Annotated in this window: 25 protein-coding genes; 23 read left to right on the top strand and 2 right to left on the bottom strand. The window is 35.8% G+C overall.

Annotated features, from left to right (window positions below; all coding sequences use genetic code 11):
• Window positions 1-15: 15 nt before the first annotated feature.
• The 3 genes from GKE48_RS08075 to pgeF are packed head-to-tail and all read left to right on the top strand — an operon-like array spanning window position 16 to window position 1,552.
• The gene (locus GKE48_RS08075) at window positions 16-306 is read left to right on the top strand and encodes an EscU/YscU/HrcU family type III secretion system export apparatus switch protein (protein WP_022098611.1); all 291 of its coding nucleotides are present in this window, start codon (window positions 16-18) and stop codon (window positions 304-306) included.
• Entirely contained in the window at window positions 306-653 is a 348-nt protein-coding gene (locus GKE48_RS08070) for a YraN family protein (protein WP_022098610.1), read from the top strand. Before GKE48_RS08075 ends, GKE48_RS08070 begins: the two co-directional genes overlap by 1 nt.
• 14 nt (window positions 654-667) lie before the next feature.
• Window positions 668-1,552, top strand: coding sequence for a peptidoglycan editing factor PgeF (gene pgeF, locus GKE48_RS08065; RefSeq protein WP_154300825.1), 885 nt, complete (start codon window positions 668-670; stop codon window positions 1,550-1,552).
• 49 nt (window positions 1,553-1,601) lie between these two features.
• On the opposite strand, the gene GKE48_RS08060 is transcribed toward pgeF, so the two are convergent.
• Entirely contained in the window at window positions 1,602-2,435 is an 834-nt protein-coding gene (locus GKE48_RS08060) for a hypothetical protein (protein ID WP_154300824.1), read from the bottom strand.
• 139 nt (window positions 2,436-2,574) lie between these two features.
• Between GKE48_RS08060 and der the strand changes: the two genes are divergently transcribed.
• Genes der through GKE48_RS08025 form a run of 7 tightly spaced genes read left to right on the top strand, consistent with a single transcriptional unit; the run spans window position 2,575 to window position 9,841 of the window.
• Entirely contained in the window at window positions 2,575-3,900 is a 1,326-nt protein-coding gene (der, locus tag GKE48_RS08055; protein WP_055214977.1) for a ribosome biogenesis GTPase Der, read from the top strand.
• Window positions 3,900-4,562, top strand: a complete 663-nt coding sequence (gene plsY, locus GKE48_RS08050) for a glycerol-3-phosphate 1-O-acyltransferase PlsY (RefSeq protein ID WP_055214975.1) — start codon at window positions 3,900-3,902, stop codon at window positions 4,560-4,562. Before der ends, plsY begins: the two co-directional genes overlap by 1 nt.
• A 36-nt stretch (window positions 4,563-4,598) precedes the next feature.
• Window positions 4,599-5,609 carry an NAD(P)H-dependent glycerol-3-phosphate dehydrogenase gene (locus GKE48_RS08045; protein ID WP_055214973.1) on the top strand — a complete coding sequence of 337 codons (1,011 nt, stop codon included), beginning with the start codon at window positions 4,599-4,601 and terminating at the stop codon, window positions 5,607-5,609.
• A 30-nt stretch (window positions 5,610-5,639) separates the two neighbouring features.
• Window positions 5,640-8,132: a LuxR family transcriptional regulator gene (locus GKE48_RS08040; RefSeq protein WP_055285617.1), complete on the top strand. Its 2,493-nt coding sequence runs from the start codon at window positions 5,640-5,642 to the stop codon at window positions 8,130-8,132.
• 3 nt (window positions 8,133-8,135) lie between these two features.
• A complete protein-coding gene (gene rsmD, locus GKE48_RS08035) occupies window positions 8,136-8,714 on the top strand; it encodes a 16S rRNA (guanine(966)-N(2))-methyltransferase RsmD (protein ID WP_330375390.1) in 579 nt (192 codons plus the stop codon).
• Between the two features lie 2 nt (window positions 8,715-8,716).
• Window positions 8,717-9,202, top strand: a complete 486-nt coding sequence (gene coaD / locus GKE48_RS08030; RefSeq protein WP_330583106.1) for a pantetheine-phosphate adenylyltransferase — start codon at window positions 8,717-8,719, stop codon at window positions 9,200-9,202.
• Window positions 9,203-9,229: 27 nt separating this feature from the next.
• A complete protein-coding gene (locus tag GKE48_RS08025) occupies window positions 9,230-9,841 on the top strand; it encodes an ATP synthase subunit B family protein (RefSeq protein WP_022098601.1) in 612 nt (203 codons plus the stop codon).
• 12 nt (window positions 9,842-9,853) lie between these two features.
• On the opposite strand, the gene GKE48_RS08020 is transcribed toward GKE48_RS08025, so the two are convergent.
• Entirely contained in the window at window positions 9,854-10,723 is an 870-nt protein-coding gene (locus GKE48_RS08020; RefSeq protein ID WP_154300823.1) for a hypothetical protein, read from the bottom strand.
• 103 nt (window positions 10,724-10,826) lie between these two features.
• Here GKE48_RS08020 and GKE48_RS08015 point away from each other — a divergent pair, with 103 nt between their 5' ends.
• The 13 genes from GKE48_RS08015 (at window position 10,827) to hisA (ending at window position 23,769) form a co-directional block, all read left to right on the top strand.
• Window positions 10,827-11,630 (top strand): GTP pyrophosphokinase, encoded by an 804-nt coding sequence (locus GKE48_RS08015; protein ID WP_055214964.1) that lies wholly within the window; start codon window positions 10,827-10,829, stop codon window positions 11,628-11,630.
• Between the two features lie 37 nt (window positions 11,631-11,667).
• Entirely contained in the window at window positions 11,668-13,026 is a 1,359-nt protein-coding gene (locus GKE48_RS08010; RefSeq protein WP_330583105.1) for an RsmB/NOP family class I SAM-dependent RNA methyltransferase, read from the top strand.
• Window positions 13,027-13,761, top strand: coding sequence for a pseudouridine synthase (locus tag GKE48_RS08005; RefSeq protein WP_154300822.1), 735 nt, complete (start codon window positions 13,027-13,029; stop codon window positions 13,759-13,761).
• A 10-nt stretch (window positions 13,762-13,771) separates the two neighbouring features.
• Window positions 13,772-15,610: a YgiQ family radical SAM protein gene (locus GKE48_RS08000; RefSeq protein WP_012739265.1), complete on the top strand. Its 1,839-nt coding sequence runs from the start codon at window positions 13,772-13,774 to the stop codon at window positions 15,608-15,610.
• Entirely contained in the window at window positions 15,588-16,163 is a 576-nt protein-coding gene (locus GKE48_RS07995) for a hypothetical protein (protein WP_022098595.1), read from the top strand. Before GKE48_RS08000 ends, GKE48_RS07995 begins: the two co-directional genes overlap by 23 nt.
• Before the next feature lie 15 nt (window positions 16,164-16,178).
• Window positions 16,179-17,180, top strand: coding sequence for an RluA family pseudouridine synthase (locus GKE48_RS07990; protein WP_154300821.1), 1,002 nt, complete (start codon window positions 16,179-16,181; stop codon window positions 17,178-17,180).
• Window positions 17,138-17,668, top strand: a complete 531-nt coding sequence (locus GKE48_RS07985) for a Holliday junction resolvase RecU (RefSeq protein ID WP_022098593.1) — start codon at window positions 17,138-17,140, stop codon at window positions 17,666-17,668. The genes GKE48_RS07990 and GKE48_RS07985 overlap by 43 nt, the downstream gene beginning before the upstream one ends.
• Before the next feature lie 16 nt (window positions 17,669-17,684).
• Window positions 17,685-18,626 (top strand): diguanylate cyclase domain-containing protein, encoded by a 942-nt coding sequence (locus GKE48_RS07980; RefSeq protein WP_055214954.1) that lies wholly within the window; start codon window positions 17,685-17,687, stop codon window positions 18,624-18,626.
• A gap of 110 nt (window positions 18,627-18,736) precedes the next feature.
• Window positions 18,737-20,017: an ATP phosphoribosyltransferase regulatory subunit gene (gene hisZ / locus GKE48_RS07975; protein ID WP_154300820.1), complete on the top strand. Its 1,281-nt coding sequence runs from the start codon at window positions 18,737-18,739 to the stop codon at window positions 20,015-20,017.
• Window positions 20,017-20,667 carry an ATP phosphoribosyltransferase gene (gene hisG, locus GKE48_RS07970; protein WP_022098590.1) on the top strand — a complete coding sequence of 217 codons (651 nt, stop codon included), beginning with the start codon at window positions 20,017-20,019 and terminating at the stop codon, window positions 20,665-20,667. Before hisZ ends, hisG begins: the two co-directional genes overlap by 1 nt.
• Window positions 20,668-20,735: 68 nt before the next feature.
• Window positions 20,736-22,028, top strand: coding sequence for a histidinol dehydrogenase (hisD, locus tag GKE48_RS07965; RefSeq protein WP_022098589.1), 1,293 nt, complete (start codon window positions 20,736-20,738; stop codon window positions 22,026-22,028).
• A 30-nt stretch (window positions 22,029-22,058) separates the two neighbouring features.
• On the top strand, window positions 22,059-22,658 hold the full coding sequence (hisB, locus tag GKE48_RS07960; RefSeq protein ID WP_154300819.1) for an imidazoleglycerol-phosphate dehydratase HisB: 600 nt from the start codon (window positions 22,059-22,061) through the stop codon (window positions 22,656-22,658).
• 22 nt (window positions 22,659-22,680) lie between these two features.
• On the top strand, window positions 22,681-23,769 hold the full coding sequence (hisA, locus tag GKE48_RS07955; protein ID WP_154300818.1) for a 1-(5-phosphoribosyl)-5-[(5-phosphoribosylamino)methylideneamino]imidazole-4-carboxamide isomerase: 1,089 nt from the start codon (window positions 22,681-22,683) through the stop codon (window positions 23,767-23,769).

Raw genomic sequence — 23,769 nt, 5'->3', positions numbered from 1 at the left:
AAGAAGGAGCAGCATATGGAGAAAAAGAATAATGATGATAAGCCCAAAATAGCAGTTGCACTTGAATACACTCCGGGGGAACAGGCACCAAAGATACTTGCAACAGGACGTGGATATATTGCTGAATCAATTATTGAAAAGGCCGGAGAGGCTGATGTTCCTGTATATGCGGATTCTAAGCTTGCTGATACTTTATCAAAACTTGAAATAGGAGAAATGATTCCTCCTGAACTATATACCGTAGTTGCAGAAATTCTTGTATTTGTAGATGAATGCGATAAGATTAAAGGGAAAGTGGGTAAATAATGGCTGTTAATAAAAGAGCTGCTGGCGCAGATAAAGAACAGCTTGCTGCCAGATATCTTGTTGATAATGGGTATACTGTTCTTGAACGGAATTTCCGCAATAAAACAGGTGAGATAGATATTATCGCAAAGAAAGATAATTATATTGTATTTGTTGAGGTCAAATACAGAAGTAATAACAAATACGGATATGCAGTTGAAGCTGTAAATTACAGAAAAAAGCAGATAATAAGGCATGTTGCACAATTCTATATGGCAACAAGATATAAAAGCTGTGATATACCATGCCGTTTTGATGTCATAGGAATAGATGGAGAAACAGTAACACATATTAAAAATGCATTTTAACAAGGATTATAATCATGAATATTAAATATATTGATACAGGAACACTTTATGAAGGATTAAAAGGAGCTGTGGTTAATAATTCCACAAGAATATCACAGAAGAATGGAATTCCTTATATTGAGTTTACACCATTTGATGAATTTGACTGGGTCACTCTTCATTTTTCAACAAGAGATGGTGGAGTGAGCAAAGGAATATATTCAAGCATGAATTTTTCTTTTGACAGGGGCGATGATAATGAAAATGTATATAAGAATTATGAACTGTTTCTTGATACAATGAATATTAAGCCTGAAAACTGTGTTTGTACAAAACAGACACATACTACCAATGTGATTGCTGTTGATTATAATATGGCAGGAATGGGACTTACAAGAGCAAGAAATTTTGATAATGTTGACGGACTTGTAACTAATGAACCCGGTCTGTGTCTTATTACATATTTTGCAGACTGTGTACCTGTATATTTTATTGATCCTGTAAACAGATGCATAGGTGCATCACATTCAGGATGGCGTGGAACGGTTGCAGATATAACACATGAAACGGTACAGCTTATGAACAGAACTTATGGGTCAAAGCCAGAGGATATTCATGCATTCATAGGACCATCAATATGTCAGGACTGTTATGAGGTTGATGAAGCAGTTGCAGAAAAGTTCAGAAGTGCTTACAGCCAGAATGAAATCGGTATGATACTTTATCATACGACAGGAGATAAATACCAGCTTAATCTTCAGGCGGCTAATTATTTTAATATGATTCATGCCGGAATAAAACCTGATAACATAGGTATATCTGATATATGCACAAGCTGTAACAGTGACTGGCTCTTTTCGCACAGGGCTTCGCATGGAAAACGTGGCGTTTTGTGTGGATTCATGAGTATATGCAGATAATAAAAAAAGCCAGAACAGATGTTTTGTTGATAATCTGTTCTGGCTTTTTTTATTTTTTGTTGTGTTCCTGTTTGTATCTGGCTCTTAATTCAGCCTCCTCAGAAGAAAGCTTTGACCGGCTTTTTCTGCCAACCCTGGTTATAAGCAGATATATTGCTGCAAGTATAGCAATAGGAATAGCTACTGTAAGTATTGTCGATAAAGTCTCTGTAAACACACCGTTTTCAAATATGGATTTCTTCACATCTGTATACTGGGCTGAATTGATTATGTATCTGATGTCATTAATCATCTCATCAGTGATTTCATTATCCTTCGACTGAAGAGAATACATATATATATATCCGCGTGCTACAGTGTAGTATTTTCTTGTATAAATTGTCTGCTTTTCGTCTGATACAGATGTAACCTCTGTCCTGAAATATGGACGGTCGTTAATTATATCTATAGCCTTGCCTGTCATTGTCTCTGTCAGACCATCTTCCTGTTTGGCATTCTCTGAGTCAATATACTGCAGGAACATGCCACTTAACTGATTCTCATCCAGTTCATCAAGGTTGGAAAGTGATGAGCCTGCTTTCATTCCGACAACAGCAATTTCATAAGAAATGTCTTTTGAAAATGCTTCAAGATATATATTAGATGCTTTCATTGAGTTCTGTACTTCATTGGCATCTTCAGCTCCTATATCTTTAAGATAAGCATTGTTACCTGTAGTCGTCTGGGTAAAACATATCAGTTCCTCAGGAACTTTTAATTTTAAATCAATTGCAGAGAACTTATAAGATGCATCTGCTGCCAGTGCAGTAAAAGATGGAAAAATAATTGCCGATATAAGAACCAATACCGGAATAAATGTTAATTTTTTGCGGGAAAATTTCACAAAAACACCTCCTAAAGTGCTTAAAATCAATATTTTGTATGATATCACAGTGCTTTACAAAAAGCAATTAAACTGATATTATATTATAGATTGCGTGTATTAATTTTTTGTAAATTTGCTATAAGAGCAAGGAGGAATTATGAGTAAACCAATAGTTGCTGTTGTCGGAAGACCTAATGTTGGTAAATCAACATTATTCAACAGTCTGTGCGGACAACAGATTTCAATAGTTAAAGATACACCGGGTGTTACAAGAGACAGAATCTATGCAGAGGTAAGCTGGCTAAACCACAATTTCACACTTATAGATACAGGGGGTATAGAGCCGGATACAGGTGATATTATTCTTTCACAGATGCGTGAACAGGCTGAAATTGCCATTGAAACTGCGGATGTAATTATATTTATGACTGATGTTAAGCAGGGACTTGTAGATTCAGATTCTAAGGTTGCTGATATGTTAAGACGTTCACACAAGCCTGTTATTCTTGTTGTCAATAAAGTAGACAGCTTTGAAAAGATGATGCCTGATGTATATGAATTCTATAATCTTGGAATTGGAGAACCATTTCCTATATCAGCCGTTAATAAGTTAGGTTTTGGTGAAGTGCTTGATGAAGTGGTGAGTCATTTCCCAGAGGGTTCAGATACTGATGAAGAAGATGACAGACCTAAGGTAGCTATAATAGGTAAGCCTAATGTTGGTAAGTCATCAATCATCAATAAGCTTGTAGGCAAGAACAGAGTTATTGTATCTGATATTGCCGGTACAACAAGAGATGCTATTGACACAGCTATCAAGTATAATGGCAAAGAATATGTATTTATTGATACAGCGGGACTACGCCGTAAGAGCAAGATTAAAGAAGATCTGGAGCGTTTCAGTATCATAAGAACTGTTGCAGCAGTTGAAAGAGCTGATATTGCAATTCTTGTTATTGATGCTACGGAAGGTGTTACAGAGCAGGATGCCAAGATAGCCGGAATAGCGCATGAAAGAGGCAAGGGTATTATTATTGCTGTTAACAAATGGGATGACATAGAGAAGAATGACAAGACTATCTATGAGTTTACGAATAAGATTAAAGATACTCTTGCATTTATGTCATATGCTGAGATTATATTTGTTTCTGCCAAGACAGGTCAGAGACTTAATAAAATATATGAATTAGTTGATCACATTGTTGATGCACAGACTATGCGTATTCCTACCGGTGTGCTTAATGAAATTCTTACAGAAGCAGTTGCAATGAAGCAGCCACCTTCAGATAAGGGTAAGAGACTTAAAATCTATTACATGACTCAGGTTTCGGTAAAACCACCGACATTTGTTATGTTTGTTAATGATGTAGCACTCACACATTTTTCTTATACAAGATATATAGAAAACAGAATAAGAGAATCCTTTGGATTCAGAGGTACATCTATCAGATTCATCAACAGAGAACGTAAGGAGAAAGAGTAATGTTATTTAAAATAGGTGTTCTTATATATGGATATTTTGCCGGAGCACTCATTCAGGCAGGGTACTGGATGGGAAAGTTCAATAAGATTGACATCAGGGATTATGGCAGTGGCAATGCGGGAACTACTAATGTTATGAGAACTCTTGGCAAGAAAGCTGGAATTGCAACTTATCTGTTAGATGCATTTAAAGCTGTAATTGCTGATATATTGATACATTTTCTTATAGTACCACATACTGCAATTCCGGAAATGCTTTTGTTTCTGTATTGTGGCCTTGGAATTGTGCTTGGACATAATTTTCCGTTCTACCTTAAGTTTAAGGGGGGAAAGGGAATAGCAGCATCTTCAGGTGTTGTTATAAGTCTTATGCTTTTTCCTAAGTACTGTTTTATGTTTACAGTTTTTGGTATTTTCTTTTTTGCACTTGTAGCCAGGATAAGCCGTTATGTTTCACTGGCCTCACTTATAGGTATGGCAATGTTTTTTGTTGAATTTCTTATATGGGGATTCTTAGGCTGGCTTCCATTAAATGGAACAGACCTTGTTGAAGGCACTGTTATTGTTTTCGCTCTTGCAGCACTTGCATTTATCAGACACCGCAGTAATATTGTAAGACTGGTTCAGGGAACAGAACGGAAAATCGGTGAAAAAAAGAATTAATTTTTGATGCGCTTATGCGCAGATTGGAGTATAATTATGGCAAATGTAAGTGTTTTAGGAGCAGGAAGCTGGGGCTTAGGTCTTGCTTTACTTCTTAATAACAACGGACACAATGTAACAGTATGGTCAGTATTAAAGGATGAAGTTGCTATGCTTCAGACTGAAAGAGAACATAAAAGATGCCTTCCTGGTGTAAAGATTCCTGACAGTATTACTGTTTCAGGAGATACAGAGAATGTAATTGGCAGTGCAGATGTACTTGTACTTGCAGTCGCATCTCCTTATACACGTTCTACTGCAAAGATGATTGCACCTTTCGTAAAGGAAGGACAGATTATTGTAAATGTGGCAAAAGGGGTTGAGGAACATACTTTATTAACACTCTGCCAGATTGTAGAAGAGGAGATTCCTTGTGCCAAGGTTGCAGTTTTATCAGGACCAAGCCATGCTGAAGAGGTAAGCCGTGGCATTCCTACAACATGTGTCATAGGTGCACATGAAAAGGCAACAGCTGAATATTTACAGAATATTTTTATGAGTGATGTATTCAGGGTGTATACAAGTCCGGATATGCTGGGAATATGTATAGGTGGCGCATTAAAGAATGTTATCGCGCTTGCCGCAGGTATTGCAGATGGGCTTGGTTATGGTGATAATACTAAAGCTGCTCTTATAACAAGAGGTAATGCTGAGATAACAAGACTTGGTGTTGCGATGGGAGCTAATCCTCATACTTTTGCTGGCCTTTCAGGTATTGGTGACTTAATCGTTACATGTGCAAGTATGCACAGCCGTAACAGACGTGCAGGAATCCTCATAGGTAAAGGATACACCAAAGACGAGGCTATGAAAGAAGTTCAGATGGTAGTAGAAGGTGTGTTCTCTGCAAAGGCAGCGTTAGAACTTTCTAAGAAATATAATATTGAGATGCCGATTGTAGAGCAGGTTAATAAGGTGCTTTTTGAAGACAAACCTGCTGCTGAAGCTGTTAAGGAACTTATGTTAAGAGATAAAAAAATAGAGATTGATAATTCTGAATGGAAGTAATCAGTCTGAATTAACAGAGGGGGAAAACTGATGGCTCATATTAAAAATCTATCGAACAGAGCATACATTTCGGGCAGTCTTAAAGACAAACTTTCAAGATTTGAGATGTATAGATACAGCTTTATTTATGCGCCTACAGGATATGGTAAATCCAAAGTAATAAGGACTTTTTTTAAGAATTACCCAGGGTATACTGTTTTATGGATAGATGCAGAAAGTTCCAGAGAGATTTTTTGGGATAATTTCTGCAATGCTGTCAAAATGTTTGATAATACATTGGCTGCAGCTTTTAAGAAAATTGGATTTCCTGATTCGGATTATGCTATTAATGAAGTTATTAATCTTTTATCTATTATGAATTCAGAGAAATTCTCTGCTCTGCTTGTGATTGATAACTTTGATGATATATTTGATGATAATATGTGCAGAATATTTGCTGCATCATATTTATCAACCGCAGTAGGATTGAGATATGCATTTATATTAAAAAAATTAACTAATCAGAGTATTATTAATCTTATAACTAAGGATGATGCGTTGGGAATCACAAAAAAGGATTTTGCATTTTCACAGGAAGATATTGAAGATTATTTCAGACTTAATGAAATTATTCTTGATAAAGAAACTTCTAAAGATATATTTAATAAGACTCTGGGATGGCCATATGTAGTACATCTATACATGGAAGCCTATAAGAATAAACATACCGATGCAGATAAGACTGTGCTTGATAAAGCGTATACATTTATTGAAAATAATGTATGGCTGGAGTTGTCTGATGATGAAAGACAATTTCTTGCTACCATGAGCGTATTTTCAAGCTTTAATCTTAACCAGTGCATGAAGCAGACTTTTTTAGAAGAAAAAATGTGTCTTAAACTTCTTAATTCAATTCCGTTAATTAATTATGATGAGCATACAAGAAGGTACAGCTTTAATCCTATGTTTGACGGATTCATTCTTCAGGTTCTTGACGAAATGCCTGTTGATGAAGTTACTAAGATTACACTCAGAGCTGCTGATACGAATCTTGATGATGGTAATTACTTTGAAGCGATGAAGCTTTACAGCCACTCAAAGGAATATAGGAAAATATATCAGCATAATATTGATTTTATAGATATATATCCTTATGTAATTAAGCAGAATAAAGATGTATTTACGGACATTGCCAATCACTACTGGGATATAGAAAAAGAGGGACATTATGAATTTTCTTTGATTATATGTTTCTCACTGCTTATGTTTAATGAGAAGCATATGGTTGAAACTCTTCTTACGGATATAACATCAGATATCTGTAAGGATTCAGTTTTAAGTGACAACAAGAAGAATTCTTACATGGCGGAGATACAGTTTATAAAAGCTTTTACAGAATATAATGATTTTGGAAAAATGAGAGAAGGTTTTAATATTATTCTTTCTATTTCTAAATCACCTGTAAATATAATTGCCGGTGGCTTTCCATTTAATTATGAATGCCCTTCAATTATGATGTTATATCACAGACAGTCTGGAGCACTTGATAAGGAACTTGAAACGCTTGAACAGTGTGCACCTGATTATTACAGAATAACGAATGGTCATGGAAAAGGTTTTGAAGCTCTGATGCGTGCTGATGTTTTATATAACAGAGGTGACCTTGACGGAGCTGAGATTCTCTGTCAGAAAGCAATATATATGGCAGACAGCCGTAATCAGTATGCTATATACATTGCTGCATATTATATTCTTGCAAATATAGCACTCTACAGAGGATTTAATGATCAGTATAAGGAAAATATGCACAAAATTGAAGCTGTGGCAAGAAGGGATACCCGAAAATCCAAATCGCTTGAAAAGCTTTCGGATATATGCCATGCATGTATGTATTCTGATATAGAACAGCAGGATAAAATTGCTGCATGGATTAAAGACCAGAAAAAGATTGAAGATTCCGTTAATTTCTTCTCTCTTAGTTTTGTTAACATTGTGTTTGGAAAATATCTTATACTTAATCGTGAGTATCATCATTTTCTTGGTATAAGCGGTCAGCTTTTAGGACTTAACAATCTTTTTTCTTATATCCTTCCACAGATATATACATATATATATCTTGCAATTGCGAATAAAGAAACAGGTGAGACAATTAAAGCCCATAAGTTTCTTAAAGAGGCCATAAAGCTTGCTGAACCAGACAGAATATATATGCCTTTTGTACATAATTACAGCAGCATATCTGAGCTTATGGCAGAAACTGTTATAGGCCATGATAATCAAGGCTTTATCAGAAATGTTATAAAGATTTCAAAGGGTTATGAAAAAGGGGTTAAATCAATAAAAAAAGCTGGACATGCCCTTGCAGATTATGGACTTACTGTACGTGAGGCAGATGTTGCAAAGCTTGCATCACAGAGATTTTCTAATAAAGAAATTGCTGAACAGCTCTTTATTGCTGAGAGTACTGTAAAGTCCAATATGAAAGTTATATTTAATAAACTGCAGATTAATTCTCGTGCAGAATTAAAGAATTTTTTTGAATAAAATATAAAGGAACTGATATTTATGAGAGTAATAGCTGGAATTGCCAGAAGCATGCCTTTAAAGGCTGCTGAAGGTGACAACACAAGACCAACTACTGACAGAATTAAAGAAACATTGTTCAATATGTTACAATCAGATATTGCAGGATGCAGGTTTCTTGATTTATATTCAGGAAGTGGTGCGATAGGTATTGAGGCGTTAAGCCGTGGTGCAAAAGAAGCTGTTCTTGTAGAAAATGCAAGACAGGCAATAGCTGTTATTAAAGATAATCTTACATTTACAAAACTTTCCCCTAAGGCTGTTGTAATGGAACAGGATGTTTTGTCTGCAATAAACAGATTATCAGGCAGCGGAGTATTTGATATTATATTTATGGATCCACCTTATGGAAAAGACTATGAATATGACGTATTACTTGCATTATCACATTCGGATATTGTAGACAGATATACAATTATTGTAATTGAGGAGGCTCTTAATGTGCCTTTGGATTATATTGATGAATGTGGATTTGAGACTGTAAAGATTAAGAATTATAAAACTAATAAGCATATTTTTATACGATTAAAGGAGAGTGAATAACTGTGAAAAAAGCGATTTATCCAGGAAGTTTTGACCCGGTGACATTAGGACATTTGGATATAATCAGGCGTTCAGCAAGTCTTGTTGAGCATCTGATAGTTGGCGTTTTAAATAACAGTACCAAAACACCATTGTTTTCAGTGGAAGAGCGTGTTAATATGTTAAGAGAAGTGACAAAGGATCTGCCTAATGTTGAAGTATTAAGCTTTAGTGGATTACTGGTGGATTTTGCTGCAGAACATAACGTTTCTGTGATAATAAGGGGATTAAGAGCTGTCACTGATTTTGAATATGAGCTTGCAATGTCGCAGACTAACAGAGTTGCGGCTCCTGGGATTGATACGGTATTTCTTACAACAAGCCTGAAGTATGCATATTTAAGTTCCAGCATCGTTAAAGAGATGGCTATGTATGGCGGGGATATTAAAAAGTTCGTTCCGGAAGAGATTATAGACAGAGTCTATGAGAAGTATGGAATCACAAAATAATCAAAATACTATTAAAGGAGTAAAACGATGAGCAGAATTGAGCAGTTAATAAGTGATATTGAAAGTTATATTGATACCTGTAAATATTATCCATTATCTAATGTTAAGATTATTGTTAATAAAGAGCAGTTAGAGGATATGCTTACAGAATTAAGATTAAAAACTCCTGATGAAGTTAAGAAATATCAGAAGATTTTAAGCAATAAAGATGCTATTCTTGCAGATGCCAAGGAACAGGCTGATGCTATTATTAATGCAGCACAGGTTCAGACTGAAGAACTTATTAATGAGCATGAAATTATGCAGAGAGCTTATGCACAGGCTAATGAGCTTATTGAACAGGCTACAGCACAGGCACAGGCTATCCTGGATAATGCAACAGAGGAAGCAAACAGCATAAGGTATGGTGCTATGCAGTACACAGATGATATGCTTGCAAAACTTCAGTATATTATTGAACATTCAATTAAGGATAATAAAGAAAAATATGATTCGTTATTATCAGGTCTAGAAAATGTATTATCTGTTGTCAATAATAATAGGAATGAGCTTAGTGGTATTGAAGAAGGAGAAACTGAAGAAACTGTGCAAAACAATTCGGAAGATTCGGATTCCACGGATACAGACAATAATGAATAACAATTAATAATCTTATAGTATATTTAATACATATATCAGCAGATAAGTCATTGCAAGTGTTACTATACACAGTACAAGTTTCTGATATATGTATTTTTTTATGCTTATATAACTGCTGCATATGCTTTTTGTCTGCATAATAATGCATACTCCGCCAAATGCATCAAGTAATACTGTCAATAATACTGTTATATTCATAGGAATTCCGGCATTTTTAATTATGGCAAGACCATTTGATATTTCAAATAAATATGATATTAACAAACCAGCGGTATTGCTTTGTGAAAAATGCATTATAATATTTACAATGACAGAGAAAATAATAACGTAAGCTCCCAACGTCAGAGCAGTATTAATTGAACTGTCTACAGCTTCTTCAAAGAAATGGAATATCAGTTTTTTGTCATTTTTTATATGTGGAGCATTGTCTTTTTTATTATCTTTATCCCTAAAAAACAGAATTGCCATATATGAACATAATATTACCGGTGTATATGTCAGTGCAAGAAACATTGGCAGACTGATACATTTTTCGAGGATATTAATATATACATAGCTTATAAGAAATGCCGGACTGGGAATATTGATTATGCCGGCAAGCATGTTCCCGAGTCTGTTTTCAGGATTATTTTTATTGTACCATGAGCAGATATAGGCTCCGTTTGGAAAGCCTGTCATAAGACCTGTTATTACAAGTATCCATGGATTATTAATATTTTTTTGCTGCAGAATTCTTACAAGAATATTAGTGAGAATAAAAGATATAAATAATCCCGGAAATATTTTCATGCCATAAAGATATAGTCCGGAAATCACTCCGTGACACACAGGAACCGATAATACCGAAAACACAAATAAAAGAATAAGTATTATGCTTATCATACAGCCTCTTTAATAATAGATATTTAATAATATTCTCAAAAATATGTTTTTATGTGTTATAATGAAACATAATTATGCAATAAAAGCTGAAATGGAGACTACAATGGAAATTCAGATGTGGAAGGAAATTCTTACACCTTATGATCTAGCGGTGGAAGAACTTCAGATAAAATTCAACCATATAATTAAAGAATATCGTCAGGCAGGTGTCTATTCACCCATAGAACAGGTTTTAGGACGTGTAAAAAGTATTTCTAGTATAATAGAAAAAGCACAGCGCAGAGGGATTGAAATCGATAAAATTCAGGAAAAACTTTTTGATATTGCAGGCATAAGACTTATATGTCAGTTTACGGAAGATATATATACAGTTGTGAAACTTATCAAGAAACGAAAAGACATGACTGTAATAAGTGAGAAAGATTATATTAAAAATATTAAAGAGAGTGGTTATAGAAGTTATCATCTTATAGTTCATTATGAAGTTGAGACAGTGAAAGGAACTACTATTATACCCGTAGAGATTCAGATAAGAACTCTTGGCATGAATTTCTGGGCAATTATTGAACATTCACTGCAATACAAATATAATGGTGAAATTCCTGCACATGTGAAAGAAAGACTAAATGCGGCATCAGATGCACTTATAACACTTGATAACGAAATGTCATCTATCCATGATGAAATTATTAATTCCCAGACCTACTTTATGGTTAAGGCAAATATTGTTTCAGATATATTAAGTACAATCCAGAATCTGTACAAGGTTGCCAATAAGCAGGTTGTTATAAAAATCCAGGATGAATTCTATGAAATATTTGAAAAAGGCGATGTTAATGAACTTTCAAGATTTTCACGCCAGTTGGATATAATTGCTGAGGATTACCGGGCACAGTCAGTGCAGTAACTCATTACAGAAACTATACAGAATTGAGGTATACAAAGTGAATTTACCAGAGAAATATACAGAATCAATGAAAATGATGTTAGGTGATGAATATGACAGCTATATAGAAAGCTTTAATGATAAGAGATTATATGGACTGCGTGTCAATAACCTTAAAATTTCAACAGAGGATTTCCTTAAGATATGTCCGTTTAAGTTAGAACCTGTTCCTTGGATTGAGAACGGATTCTATTATTCAGAAGATGACAAGCCTGCTAAACACCCATATTATTTTGCAGGCTTATATTATATTCAGGAGCCTAGTGCCATGACACCTGCCAATGTTCTTCCGATTGAGGAAGGAGATGTTGTATTTGATATGTGTGCAGCTCCCGGTGGAAAATCAACAGAGCTTGCAGCCAAATTAAACAAAACAGGACTAATTATAACCAATGATATAAGCAATTCGCGTGCCAAAGCACTTCTTAAGAATGTTGAAGTATTCGGTGTTCCTAATCTGTGCGTCCTTAATGAAGACCCTGTGGGTATAGCTTCAAGATTCTCAGGATTCTTTGACAAAGTACTTATTGATGCTCCATGCTCAGGTGAAGGAATGTTCAGAAAAGACAATAAGCTTATCAAAGCATGGGAAAAGAACGGTCCGGAGTTCTATTCACAGATTCAGAGGAATATCATTCTTGCCGGTGCTGACATGTTAAAACCGGGTGGTAAATTATTATATTCTACATGCACATTTTCAAAGCTGGAGGATGAAGATTCAGTAATACATCTTCTTACCAACAGACCTGATATGCGCCTTATAGATATCAAGCCATATGAAGGTTTCTCACACGGCTTTGATACTGATGAAGGATATCATCTTGAGAAGGCTGTCAGAATATTTCCTCATAAGATGCCTGGAGAAGGACATTTTGTGGCATTATTTGAGAAAGACGGCGAAGATTATACATCTTCTAAAAGACCTGTATCAGGAAAGACAAAGCTTCCTGATGAATTAAAGGAGTTCATGGACAGCACCACATTTGAATATGACCCTGCTTATATCAATATAAGAGATACAAGGGTCTTTCTTACATCTCCTTATATGGCAGATGAACGCGGTTTAAGAATTATAAGAAATGGTCTGCTGCTAGGTGAACTTAAGAAGAACCGTTTTGAACCGAGTCAGGCATTTGCAATGGCACTTACTAAGGATCAGTTTAATAACTGTCTTGACCTTCCTGTTTCAGATGACAGAGTAATCAGATATCTTAAAGGAGAGACTATCGATATTGATGATTTTAATGTCAAATCTGGCTGGACACTTGTATGTGTTGATGGCTATCCACTTGGATGGGGCAAGAACGCTAACGGACAGTTAAAAAATAAATATCTTGCAGGCTGGAGATGGATGTAAATGCTTATAAGACTTGATAAATATCTTGCAGACATGCAGGTTGGTACACGCAGTGAAGTTAAAGAACTGATAAGAAAAAAGAGAGTCACTGTTAATGACAATATTGTGACAAAGCCTGAATCAAAGATTAATACAGATGGTGATTCTGTAAATGTAGATGGTAATGCTGTGGGCTATCATGAATATGAGTATTTTATGCTTAACAAGCCTGCCGGTGTTGTTTCGGCAACTGATGACAATACATGTACAACAGTGATTGACCTTATTAAAACTAATAACAGAAAAGACCTTTTTCCGGTAGGAAGACTTGATAAGGACACCGAAGGGCTTCTTATAATTACGAATGATGGTGCTATGGCACATGATCTGCTATCACCTAAAAAGCATGTTGATAAGACTTATTATGCCAAAGTTAAAGGTAAGATAAGTGATATGGAAGTTAAGCAGTTTGCTGATGGACTATTCGTTGATGAAGAGCTGACAGCACTTCCTGCCATATTAAAGGTATTAAGCTATAATTCTGATAAGGATTATTCTGAGATTCATGTAACAATACATGAGGGGAAGTTTCATCAGGTAAAGAGAATGTTTACTGCCATAGGTTCAGAGGTTCTGTTCCTTAAGCGTATAACATTTGGTGCATTACCACTTGATGAAAGCCTAAAAACAGGTGAATACAGAGCACTTACCAAAAAAGAGATATCAATATTACAACGAAACCAGATTAAAAGATAAGGAGAATTCCATGGTTAAGGATTTTCTTCCAATTAGCAGAGAAGATATGAAAAAAAGGGGCTGGCAGCAGTGCGACTTCGTGTATATATGCGGAGATGCCTATGTTGACCATTCTTCTTTTGGAATGGCTATTATAACAAGGCTATTAGAAAGCCGTGGTTATAAGGTTGGCATTATTGCACAGCCTGACTGGAAAAAGAAAGAATCAATTACAATCCTCGGAGAACCAAGATTAGGATTTCTTGTTTCTGCAGGTAATATGGATTCAATGGTTAATCATTATACAGTCAATAAAAAGCACAGAAAGAATGACGCATATTCGCCTGGGGGCAAAATGGGCATGCGTCCCGATTATGCAACTATTGTATATTGTAATCTTATAAGACAGACATATAAGAAAACACCTATTATTATTGGTGGCATTGAGGCTTCATTAAGAAGAATGTCGCACTATGATTACTGGTCTGATAAGATGAAACATTCAATCCTTATTGATTCGGGTGCAGATATTATCTCTTACGGAATGGGCGAACATTCTATTGTAGAGATAGCAGAGGCGCTTGAAGCCGGAATTGATGTTAAAGACATCACATATATAAGAGGCACTGTATATAAAGCAAAAAGCCTTGATCACATATATGATGATTATATAGAGCTTCCAAGCTATGATGAGATTGCAGCTGATAAGAAGAAATATGCTGAGAGCTTCTATACACAGTACATTAATACTGATGCTTTCAGCGCCAGGATTCTTGTTGAAAAGGTTAAGGAAAAAATGTATGTCGTACAGAACCCTCCGGCGATGCCGCTTACACAGATGGAGATGGACGATGTATATTCACTGCCTTATATGAGAGATTATCACCCTGTATATAAGAAAATGGGTGGTATTCCTGCATTATCAGAGATTAAATTCTCTCTTACAAGCAACAGAGGATGCTTCGGCGGATGTTCATTCTGTGCGCTTACCTTCCATCAGGGACGTATCATACAGACAAGAAGCCATGAAAATATAATAGAAGAAGCCGAATTGATGACACATGACCCCGATTTTAAGGGATATATTCATGATGTTGGCGGCCCTACAGCTAATTTCAGAAGAACAGCCTGTGACAAGCAGTTAAGTAAGGGAGCATGTGTCAATAAACAGTGTCTTTTTCCTAAGCCATGTAAGAATCTTGTCGTGGAACACAAGGATTATATAAGCCTTTTAAGAAAGCTTCGTAAGATTCCTTCTGTTAAGAAAGTATTTATAAGGTCAGGCATACGATTTGATTATTGTATGGAAGATTCTGATGATACATTTTTAAGAGAATTGTGTGAGAATCATATTAGCGGACAGCTCCGTGTTGCACCAGAGCATATATCAGATAAGGTTTTATCAAGAATGGGTAAACCTTCAAGAGCGGTATATGACAGCTTTATTAAACGCTATAAAAGAATTAATGATAAGACAGGAAAAGAGCAGTTTGTAGTGCCATATCTTATGTCCAGCCATCCGGGTTCAACCATGAAAGAGGCTATTGAGCTTGCTGAATATGTGCGTGACTTAGGCTATATGCCAGAACAGGTACAGGATTTTTATCCCACACCGTCAACACTCTCAACATGTATGTATTATACAGGTTATGACCCAAGAACAATGGAAAAGGTATATACACCTGTATCCCATCATGAAAAAGAGATGCAGAGAGCACTTATCCAGTACAAGAAGCCTGAGAATTACGATCTTGTAAAAGAAGCACTTCTTGCCAACAACAGAAATGACCTGATTGGATTTGGTCCAAAATGTCTTATTCCACCTAGAAAAATAAGGAGCAGAAGTAATGAAAAAAGTAGAAAAAGGTGAGTTCGGTTATCTTGCCTATAAAAAAAGCCGCAATATGATTAAAACAATTATTGCATTTGCTGTTGTACTCGTAATATTTATCATTGGTTTCATAATATGGAAATCAAAGAATAACTACCTTACAATGCTTGCTGTTGTACTTGTTCTGCCTGCTGCCAAATTTGCAGTATCATACTTTGTTCTTATTCCACATAAGAACTGTGACGAAGAATTAAAGAGTGCTATTGAAGAACGTAAAGGCGAATTAAACAGCGTCTATGACCTTGTTGTATCCAATAAGCAGAAGCCTGTTGGTATTATGGCAGCAGTTATCAGTGATAACCAGATACTTGCCTATACAAGTGCTGCTAAAGCTGACAAGAACCTTTTCGAGACAAGTGTTAAGGAGTTCTTGAAGAATGAGAAGCTTACATGTGCTGTCCTTCTTTATAAGGATAAGGATACATATCTTGAAAAAGTTAAGAATGCAGCCTTGAATTTTGATGTGAGCAAGGAAAACAGCCTTGACAGAAAACAGTATATAACAGACGCATTACTAAGAATGAGCATGTAATTAAGCAGGTATTATATGAAAGAAATTAACATTGATGAAAAGCTCGCAGGTCAGAAGATGATGCGCTGTCTTGAGCGTTATTTATCCAACGCCCCTAAGAGCTTTCTTTACAAAATGCTGAGAAAAAAGAATATTACACTCAATAATTCCAAAGCAACAGGTGATGAGAAATTAAAATGTGGTGATATAATCAAGATTTTCTTTTCTGATGAGACATTTGAAAAATTCTCAGCTGATAATAACAGAACAGTTAATGACGACTACTACAACAGAATATACAGGCCACTTGATATAATCTATGAGAATTCTGATGTTATATTCATTAATAAGCCTTCTGGCATGCTTTCACAGAAGGCAAAGCCTGAAGATGTGTCACTTGTTGAATATTTAATTGCACACCTTATACATAAGGGAGAACTTAACGCCGGTGATTTAGCGTCATTCAAGCCGGGCATATGCAACAGATTAGACCGTAATACAAGCGGAATTGTAGCAGCTGGAAAGACTACTAAAGGATTACAGCAGTTATCGGAAGCATTTAAACAGAGAACCCTTGGAAAGTACTATCTGTGCATTGTAAAGGGAAACGTTGATAAGCATGCTTTAATAAAAGGATATCTGTATAAAGATAACAAAACTAATAAAGTGACTATAAGCAGGACTGAAACTAAAGATTCACTTCCGATTGAGACAGAGTATATTCCGGTATGTTGTAATGGCAATGTGACTCTGCTAAAGATTCATCTTCTTACAGGACGAAGCCATCAGATAAGAGCTCATCTTGCAAGTATCGGACATCCTCTTATAGGTGATTATAAATACGGTCAGAAATCTGTTAATGATACATTTAACAGACAATACAAAGTAAAAGACCAGATGCTTCATTCATATGAATTAGATATTCCAGATATGGACATTCATATATACGCTGCAATACCTGATTCTTTTAAAAATGTCATGAAAGGAGAACAGTTATGCCGACCTGGAATTCAAGAGGACTTAGAGGCTCTACATTAGAAGACCTTATTAATATGTCTAATGATAAATACAGGACTTCACATCTTGCACTTGTCCAAAAGATTCCAACACCCATAAAACCAATTAATATAGACCAAAGCACAAGACATATTACACTGGCATATTTTGACCAGAAAAGTACGGTTGACTATATTGGTGTTGTTCAGGGAATTCCTGTATGTTTTGATGCAAAAGAATGTGCAACAGATACATTTCCAATTCAGAACATCCATGAACATCAGATTGAATTCATGCGTGAATTTGAGAAACAGGACGGTATCTCCTTCATAATTATATATTTTTCTTCAAGAGATGAGTTCTATTATGTACCATTTTCTGATATAATCAGTTTTTGGGAAAGAAGTGAAAATGGTGGTCGGAAAAGCTTCACATATAAAGAAATAAACCAGAATTTCCGTATATATGCAAATCAGGGAATTCCTGTTCATTATCTGGAAACAATCCAGAAGGATATAGAATTACGATAGAAAGGCAGGGGGTTAGATGATTAGTGATAATCATAATGCTTATAATAACTATAATAATTATATTGATGAATATGAACTTACTAATGGATATGCTGTAGTTGACAGAAATTTCTCAATAGTAACTGCAAATGAGCCTATGTATCTGTTCCTTGGAATGTCAAAACATTATTCAATTATGGATGCTATTCATCAGGTTGACATTGACGATTTTATTGATGTTGCCAACAGTTTAAGACCTGAAATCAAGAAATCCATGTGTATACGGATGCGAAGAATAGATAATTCATACCGATGGGTAATTGTTGATATAGAAAAGAAAGTTATACCTAATACTGATTCATCTGAATACCTTGAATTACATATATCTGATGTTTTAGTTATCCGTGAGCTTAATAAAAAATTACAGCAGCAGATTAAAGCATTTAAAAATGAAACTGCTGAAAATAGAAATTTACTAATTATGCAGCCTGAACCTGCTATAAAAGAATTCTGTATAAAAAACATAGAATCCGATAATAACTGCCAGCTTTCGCTTATATATCTTGAAGTTGACAATATTGAGCAGTTTAAGGCTACACATACTGATGACGAATGCCACAGAATAACATATGTAATTGAAGATACCATATTAAAAGCAATTGATGACCGTGGTGTATTAGGTCGTCTGAATGATTTTAAGTACATTATTGCTATTAAAAACATCAATAAAGAAGTTAAATTGCGTGCATTTTTGGAGCATATTAGGACCCAGATTTCATGGCATTGTAAATTTATTGATTCATCATATAATATAGAATTTTCTATTGGCATAGGAAGATATCCTGATAATGGAAAGGATTTAGACCTTATTAAGAAAAAAATCCAAAAAGCAATTAATATGGCACGTTCTAAAGGAGGCAACAGATATATAATCTATAAGGAGTTCCTGCACGGAGAAATCGAAGATTCTGATAAATAGTTTGTTGACAATAACTACATATTTATGTATAATTCATACAAATTTAGTGTGTTAGCATAGTATCACTTCAACGCATTAAAGCATTCAATATAACGAAAGGATATACATTTATGAAGAAAGATTTACTACATACACCAGAGGGTGTGCGCGATATATACAGTACAGAATGTGCAGAAAAGAAGGTCATTGAGAATCGTCTTCATGATGTCTGTGCATCATATGGATATAATGATATACAGACACCTTCTATTGAATTCTTTGATGTATTCAATAAAGAACGTGGAAGTGTACCGTCTAATGAAATGTTCAAGCTTTTTGACAGATACGGAAACACTTTAGTATTAAGACCGGATATGACACCATCTATAGCAAGAGCTACAGCAAAATATTTTGAAGACAGAGTTCTTCCAGTCAAGCTCTGTTATCTTGGCAATACATTTATCAATGTAAGCAAGTATTATCAGGGAAGACTTAAAGAAAATACAATGCTTGGTGCAGAGCTTATCAATGATAACTCTCTGGCAGCAGATTATGAGATTATCTCTATGGTTATTGACTGCATGTTATCAGCAGGTCTTACAGAGTTTCAGGTTGAGCTTGGTAACGTTGCTTTCTTTAATGGTCTTTTACATAAAGCTGGCATTACAGGAGATTCTGCAGAAGAATTATTAAGACTTATCAAGGATAAGAATTACTTCGGTGTTGAAGAACTCTTAGATAGTCTTAATATTGATGATGCAGTTGCCAAAGCATTGCTTGAACTTCCTCAGTTATTTGGTGGTACAGAGGTGCTTGAAAAGGCTAAATCTTTAACAGATGAAGAAGAGTGCATACAGGCTGTTAACAGACTTGAGGAGTTATATGAGCTTCTTAAGAATAACAATTACGATAAATATATCTCTTTTGATTTAGGAGATTTATCTGAGCATGCATACTATACTGGAATTATATTCCATGCATATACATTTGGAACAGGGGAGCCTGTTGTGAATGGCGGACGTTATGACAAGCTGCTCGGTCAGTTTGGCTGTGACAAGGCATCTATTGGTTTCTCTATCACAATTGACAGACTTATAGCCGCACTTAACAGACAGAATATCCACATCCCACACGACGCTAATGGAACACTTCTTGTATACAATGCTGACAGGCTTGGTGATGCTATAAATGTATCTAAGAAATTAAGAAGTACTGGTGTTAATGTCTGCATGATTGAATATAAAGACAGCAAGTCTGATTCTCAATATATTGAATATGCTAAAGAATCTTCATTAGTAAATGTAGCATTTATTGATGATGAATACGCTTCTGATTCAACAATAAGAGTTATTGATGAATCAGGGAAAAATGAAAGAGCAGCTGTAAAAAGCCTTGTAGGAGGTACATTTTAATGAGATATATAACTATTGCATTAGCAAAAGGCCGTCTTGCAAAGAAGGCAATGGAGATATTTGAACAGATTGGTATTCCTTGCGAAGAGATGAAGGATGAAAAGACAAGAAAGCTTATCTTCACTAATGAAGAATTAGGATTCCGTTTCTTTTTATCAAAGCCATCTGATGTTCCTACATATGTAGAATATGGTGCGGCCGATATCGGTATTGTAGGTAAGGATACAATTCTTGAAGAAGGAAGAAGTCTTTATGAAGTATATGACCTTCAGATGGGCAAATGCAGAATGTGTGTATGTGGTCCTGAATCAGCAAGAGAAAAGTTACAGCATCATGAGCTTATAAGAGTTGCTTCTAAGTATCCTAACATTGCAAAGGATTATTTTAATAATATAAAGCATCAGACTGTAGAGATTATCAAGCTTAACGGTTCTGTAGAATTAGCACCTATTGTAGGTCTTGCAGAGGTTATCGTTGATATCGTTGAGACAGGTGCAACTTTAAGAGAAAATGGTCTTGAAGTCCTCGAAGAGGTGTGTCCTCTTTCTGCGAGAATGGTTGTAAACCAGGTAAGCATGAAGATGGAGCAGGAGCGAATTAACAAGCTTATTAATGATGTCAAGAAATATATAGAAACACAGGGGATATAACAAGGAGGAAAATTCCTCTCCTCACTATGGAGTTCGGATTTTGCTTCGCAAAACAAGGAGGAAATATAATGCGTATCGTTGAATTAACAGATGAAAGTAAGAATAATATTTTAGAGAATCTTTTAAAGAGAAGTCCTAACAGCTATGGAAAGTTCGAATCGGCAGTTGCTGAGATTCTTCTTAATATCAAGACAAAGGGCGATGAGGCTTTATTTGAATATACTAAGAATTTTGATAAGGCTGATATCAATGCTGACAATATTGTCGTAACAGAGGCAGAGATTGAAGAAGCATACTCTTTAGTTGACCCTGAACTTATTGAGGTTATAAGAAAGGCTATCGTTAATATTCGTTCTTTCCATGAGAAGCAGAAACAGTACAGCTGGTTTGATTCTAAGCCTGACGGAACTATATTAGGCCAGAAGGTTACTGCACTTGCAAGAGTCGGTGTGTATGTACCCGGAGGAAAGGCTGCCTATCCTTCATCAGTTCTTATGAATGTTCTTCCAGCAAAGGTTGCAGGTGTTGAGCAGATTATAATGTGTACTCCACCTGATAAAGAAGGAAAGGTATATCCTACAACACTTGTTGCAGCTAAAGAGGCTGGAGTTGATGTTATATATAAAGCTGGCGGAGCACAGGCTGTTGCAGCTATGGCATATGGTACAAAATCAATTCCTAAGGTTGATAAGATATGTGGCCCTGGTAACATATATGTTGCCCTTGCTAAAAAGGCTGTATTTGGTTATGTAAGCATTGATTCTGTGGCTGGTCCTAGTGAGATTCTTGTAATTGCCGATGAGACTGCTAATCCTCGTTATGTTGCAGCAGATCTTTTATCACAGGCTGAACATGATGAGATGGCATCTGCAATTCTTGTAACTACAAGTGAAGACCTTGCACATAAGGTATCTGCAGAGGTTGATAAGTTTGTAGCTGAATTATCAAGAAAGGAAATTATCCAGAAATCACTTGATAATTACGGATATATTCTTGTTGCTAAGGATATTGACGAGGCTGTAGATGTTGCTAACGAGATTGCATCAGAACATATGGAAATTGTTACTAAGAATCCTTTTGATGTTATGACTAAGGTTAAGAACGCAGGTGCTATCTTCCTTGGAGAATATAGTTCAGAGCCTCTTGGTGATTACTTTGCAGGTCCTAACCACGTTCTTCCTACTAATGGAACAGCTAAGTTCTTCTCGCCTTTAAGTGTTGATGACTTCATTAAGAAATCAAGCATTATTTCATATTCTAGAAATGCTCTTGAAGCTATCCACACAGATATTGAGAAATTTGCTACAGCAGAGCATCTTACAGCTCATGCTAATTCAATTAAGGTAAGATTTGAAAATTAATTAGCGCACTGGCGCGGAAACGGGGATTATATGGCTGTATCTGAAATCAGACAGGCAACTGTAAAAAGAAAAACAAGTGAAACTGATATTGCTTTATTTTTAAGAATTGATGGTTTGGGAGAAGCAGAGGTCGATACAGGAATCGGTTTTTTCGACCATATGTTAAAAAGTTTTGCAAAGCATGGTCTTTTTGACCTTAAGTTAAAGGTAACTGGTGACCTAATAGTTGACTGCCACCATACTATCGAAGATGTCGGAATTGTACTTGGTGAAGCTATCAAAGAAGCTATCGGAGATAAGATGTCCATAAAAAGATATGGTGATATTATTCTTCCTATGGATGAAACACTTATCATGTGTGCCATAGACCTTTCAGGAAGACCATATCTTGGCTTTGAATCTACATTTACAGCAGACAGCGTTGGATACTTTGATACACAGATGGTTAAAGAATTCTTCTATGCAATATCCTACAGTGCAGGCATGAATCTTCATATAAGAAAGATTGCAGGTGAGAACGATCATCACATTATTGAAGGCATGTTTAAAGCATTTGCAAAGGCATTGGATGAGGCAACTGTTAAAGATACAAGAATCAAGACAATTCTCTCTACTAAGGGAAGTCTCTAAATATACTTAAGGAGTTACATATATGCGATTATATCCAGCAATTGATGTTAAAGACGGGCAGTGTGTCCGCTTAAAGAAGGGACTTTTTAATGAAGTTACTGTATATTCTGAAAGACCTTACGAGATAGCCAAAAGCTTTGAAGAGGCAGGAGCACAGTTTATACATACTGTTGACCTTGATGGTGCTTTGAAAGGACACGGTGTTAATGCAGAAACTATTAAAAAGATATGTTCAAGCGTTAATGTTCCTGTACAGATGGGCGGTGGAATCCGTACTCTTGAAAACATTCAGGAGGTTCTTGATCTCGGCGTATACAGAGTTATTATCGGTACTAAGGCTGTTGAGAATCCTGATTTTATTAAGGCTGCCATTGACAGATTCGGTGCTGAACATATTGTTGTAGGTGTTGATGCAAAGGATGGTCTTGTGGCCATCGAGGGCTGGGAGAAGGTCAGTGATAAGACTGCTCTTTCACTCGCACTTGCAATGAAGGATATCGGTGTACAGACAATTGTGTATACTGATATATCAAAGGATGGTATGCTTGCCGGTCCTAATGTTGAACAGACTAAGATTCTTTCTGATAAAACAGGCATTGATATTATTGCTTCAGGCGGCATGAGCTGCATGGATGATCTTACACATATTAATGATGCCGGTATCCATGGTGCAATTATCGGTAAGGCAATCTATGAAAAACGTATTGACCTTAAGGAGGCTGTAAATCTTTTTGAATCCGGAGCATCTTACAGCAAGGCATCAGCAATGCCTAAGGCTGATATTTCGTTTAAGGATTTAAAGCTTGACGCCAATGGTCTTATTCCTGTTGTTGTACAGGATTATGTCAATGGTGAAGTCCTTATGCTTGCTTACATGAATGAGGAAGCCTTCAATAAGACTTTAGAAACAGGCATTATGACTTATTACAGCAGAAGCCGTCAGGAGCTCTGGATTAAAGGTCTTACATCAGGTCATTTCCAGTATGTAGGTTCTCTTGACATCGACTGTGACAATGATACTATTCTTGCAAAGGTTCGTCAGGTTGGTGCTGCATGCCACACTGGAAACAGAACATGCTTCTATAGAAATATTAAAACATGGAACAGATAA

The organism is Lachnospira eligens, from assembly GCF_009680455.1.
Classification (GTDB): Bacteria; Bacillota; Clostridia; order Lachnospirales; family Lachnospiraceae; genus Lachnospira; species Lachnospira eligens_A.
Note: the sequence above shows the minus strand (reverse complement) of the source record. Positions and strands in the feature narration are given on the sequence as shown.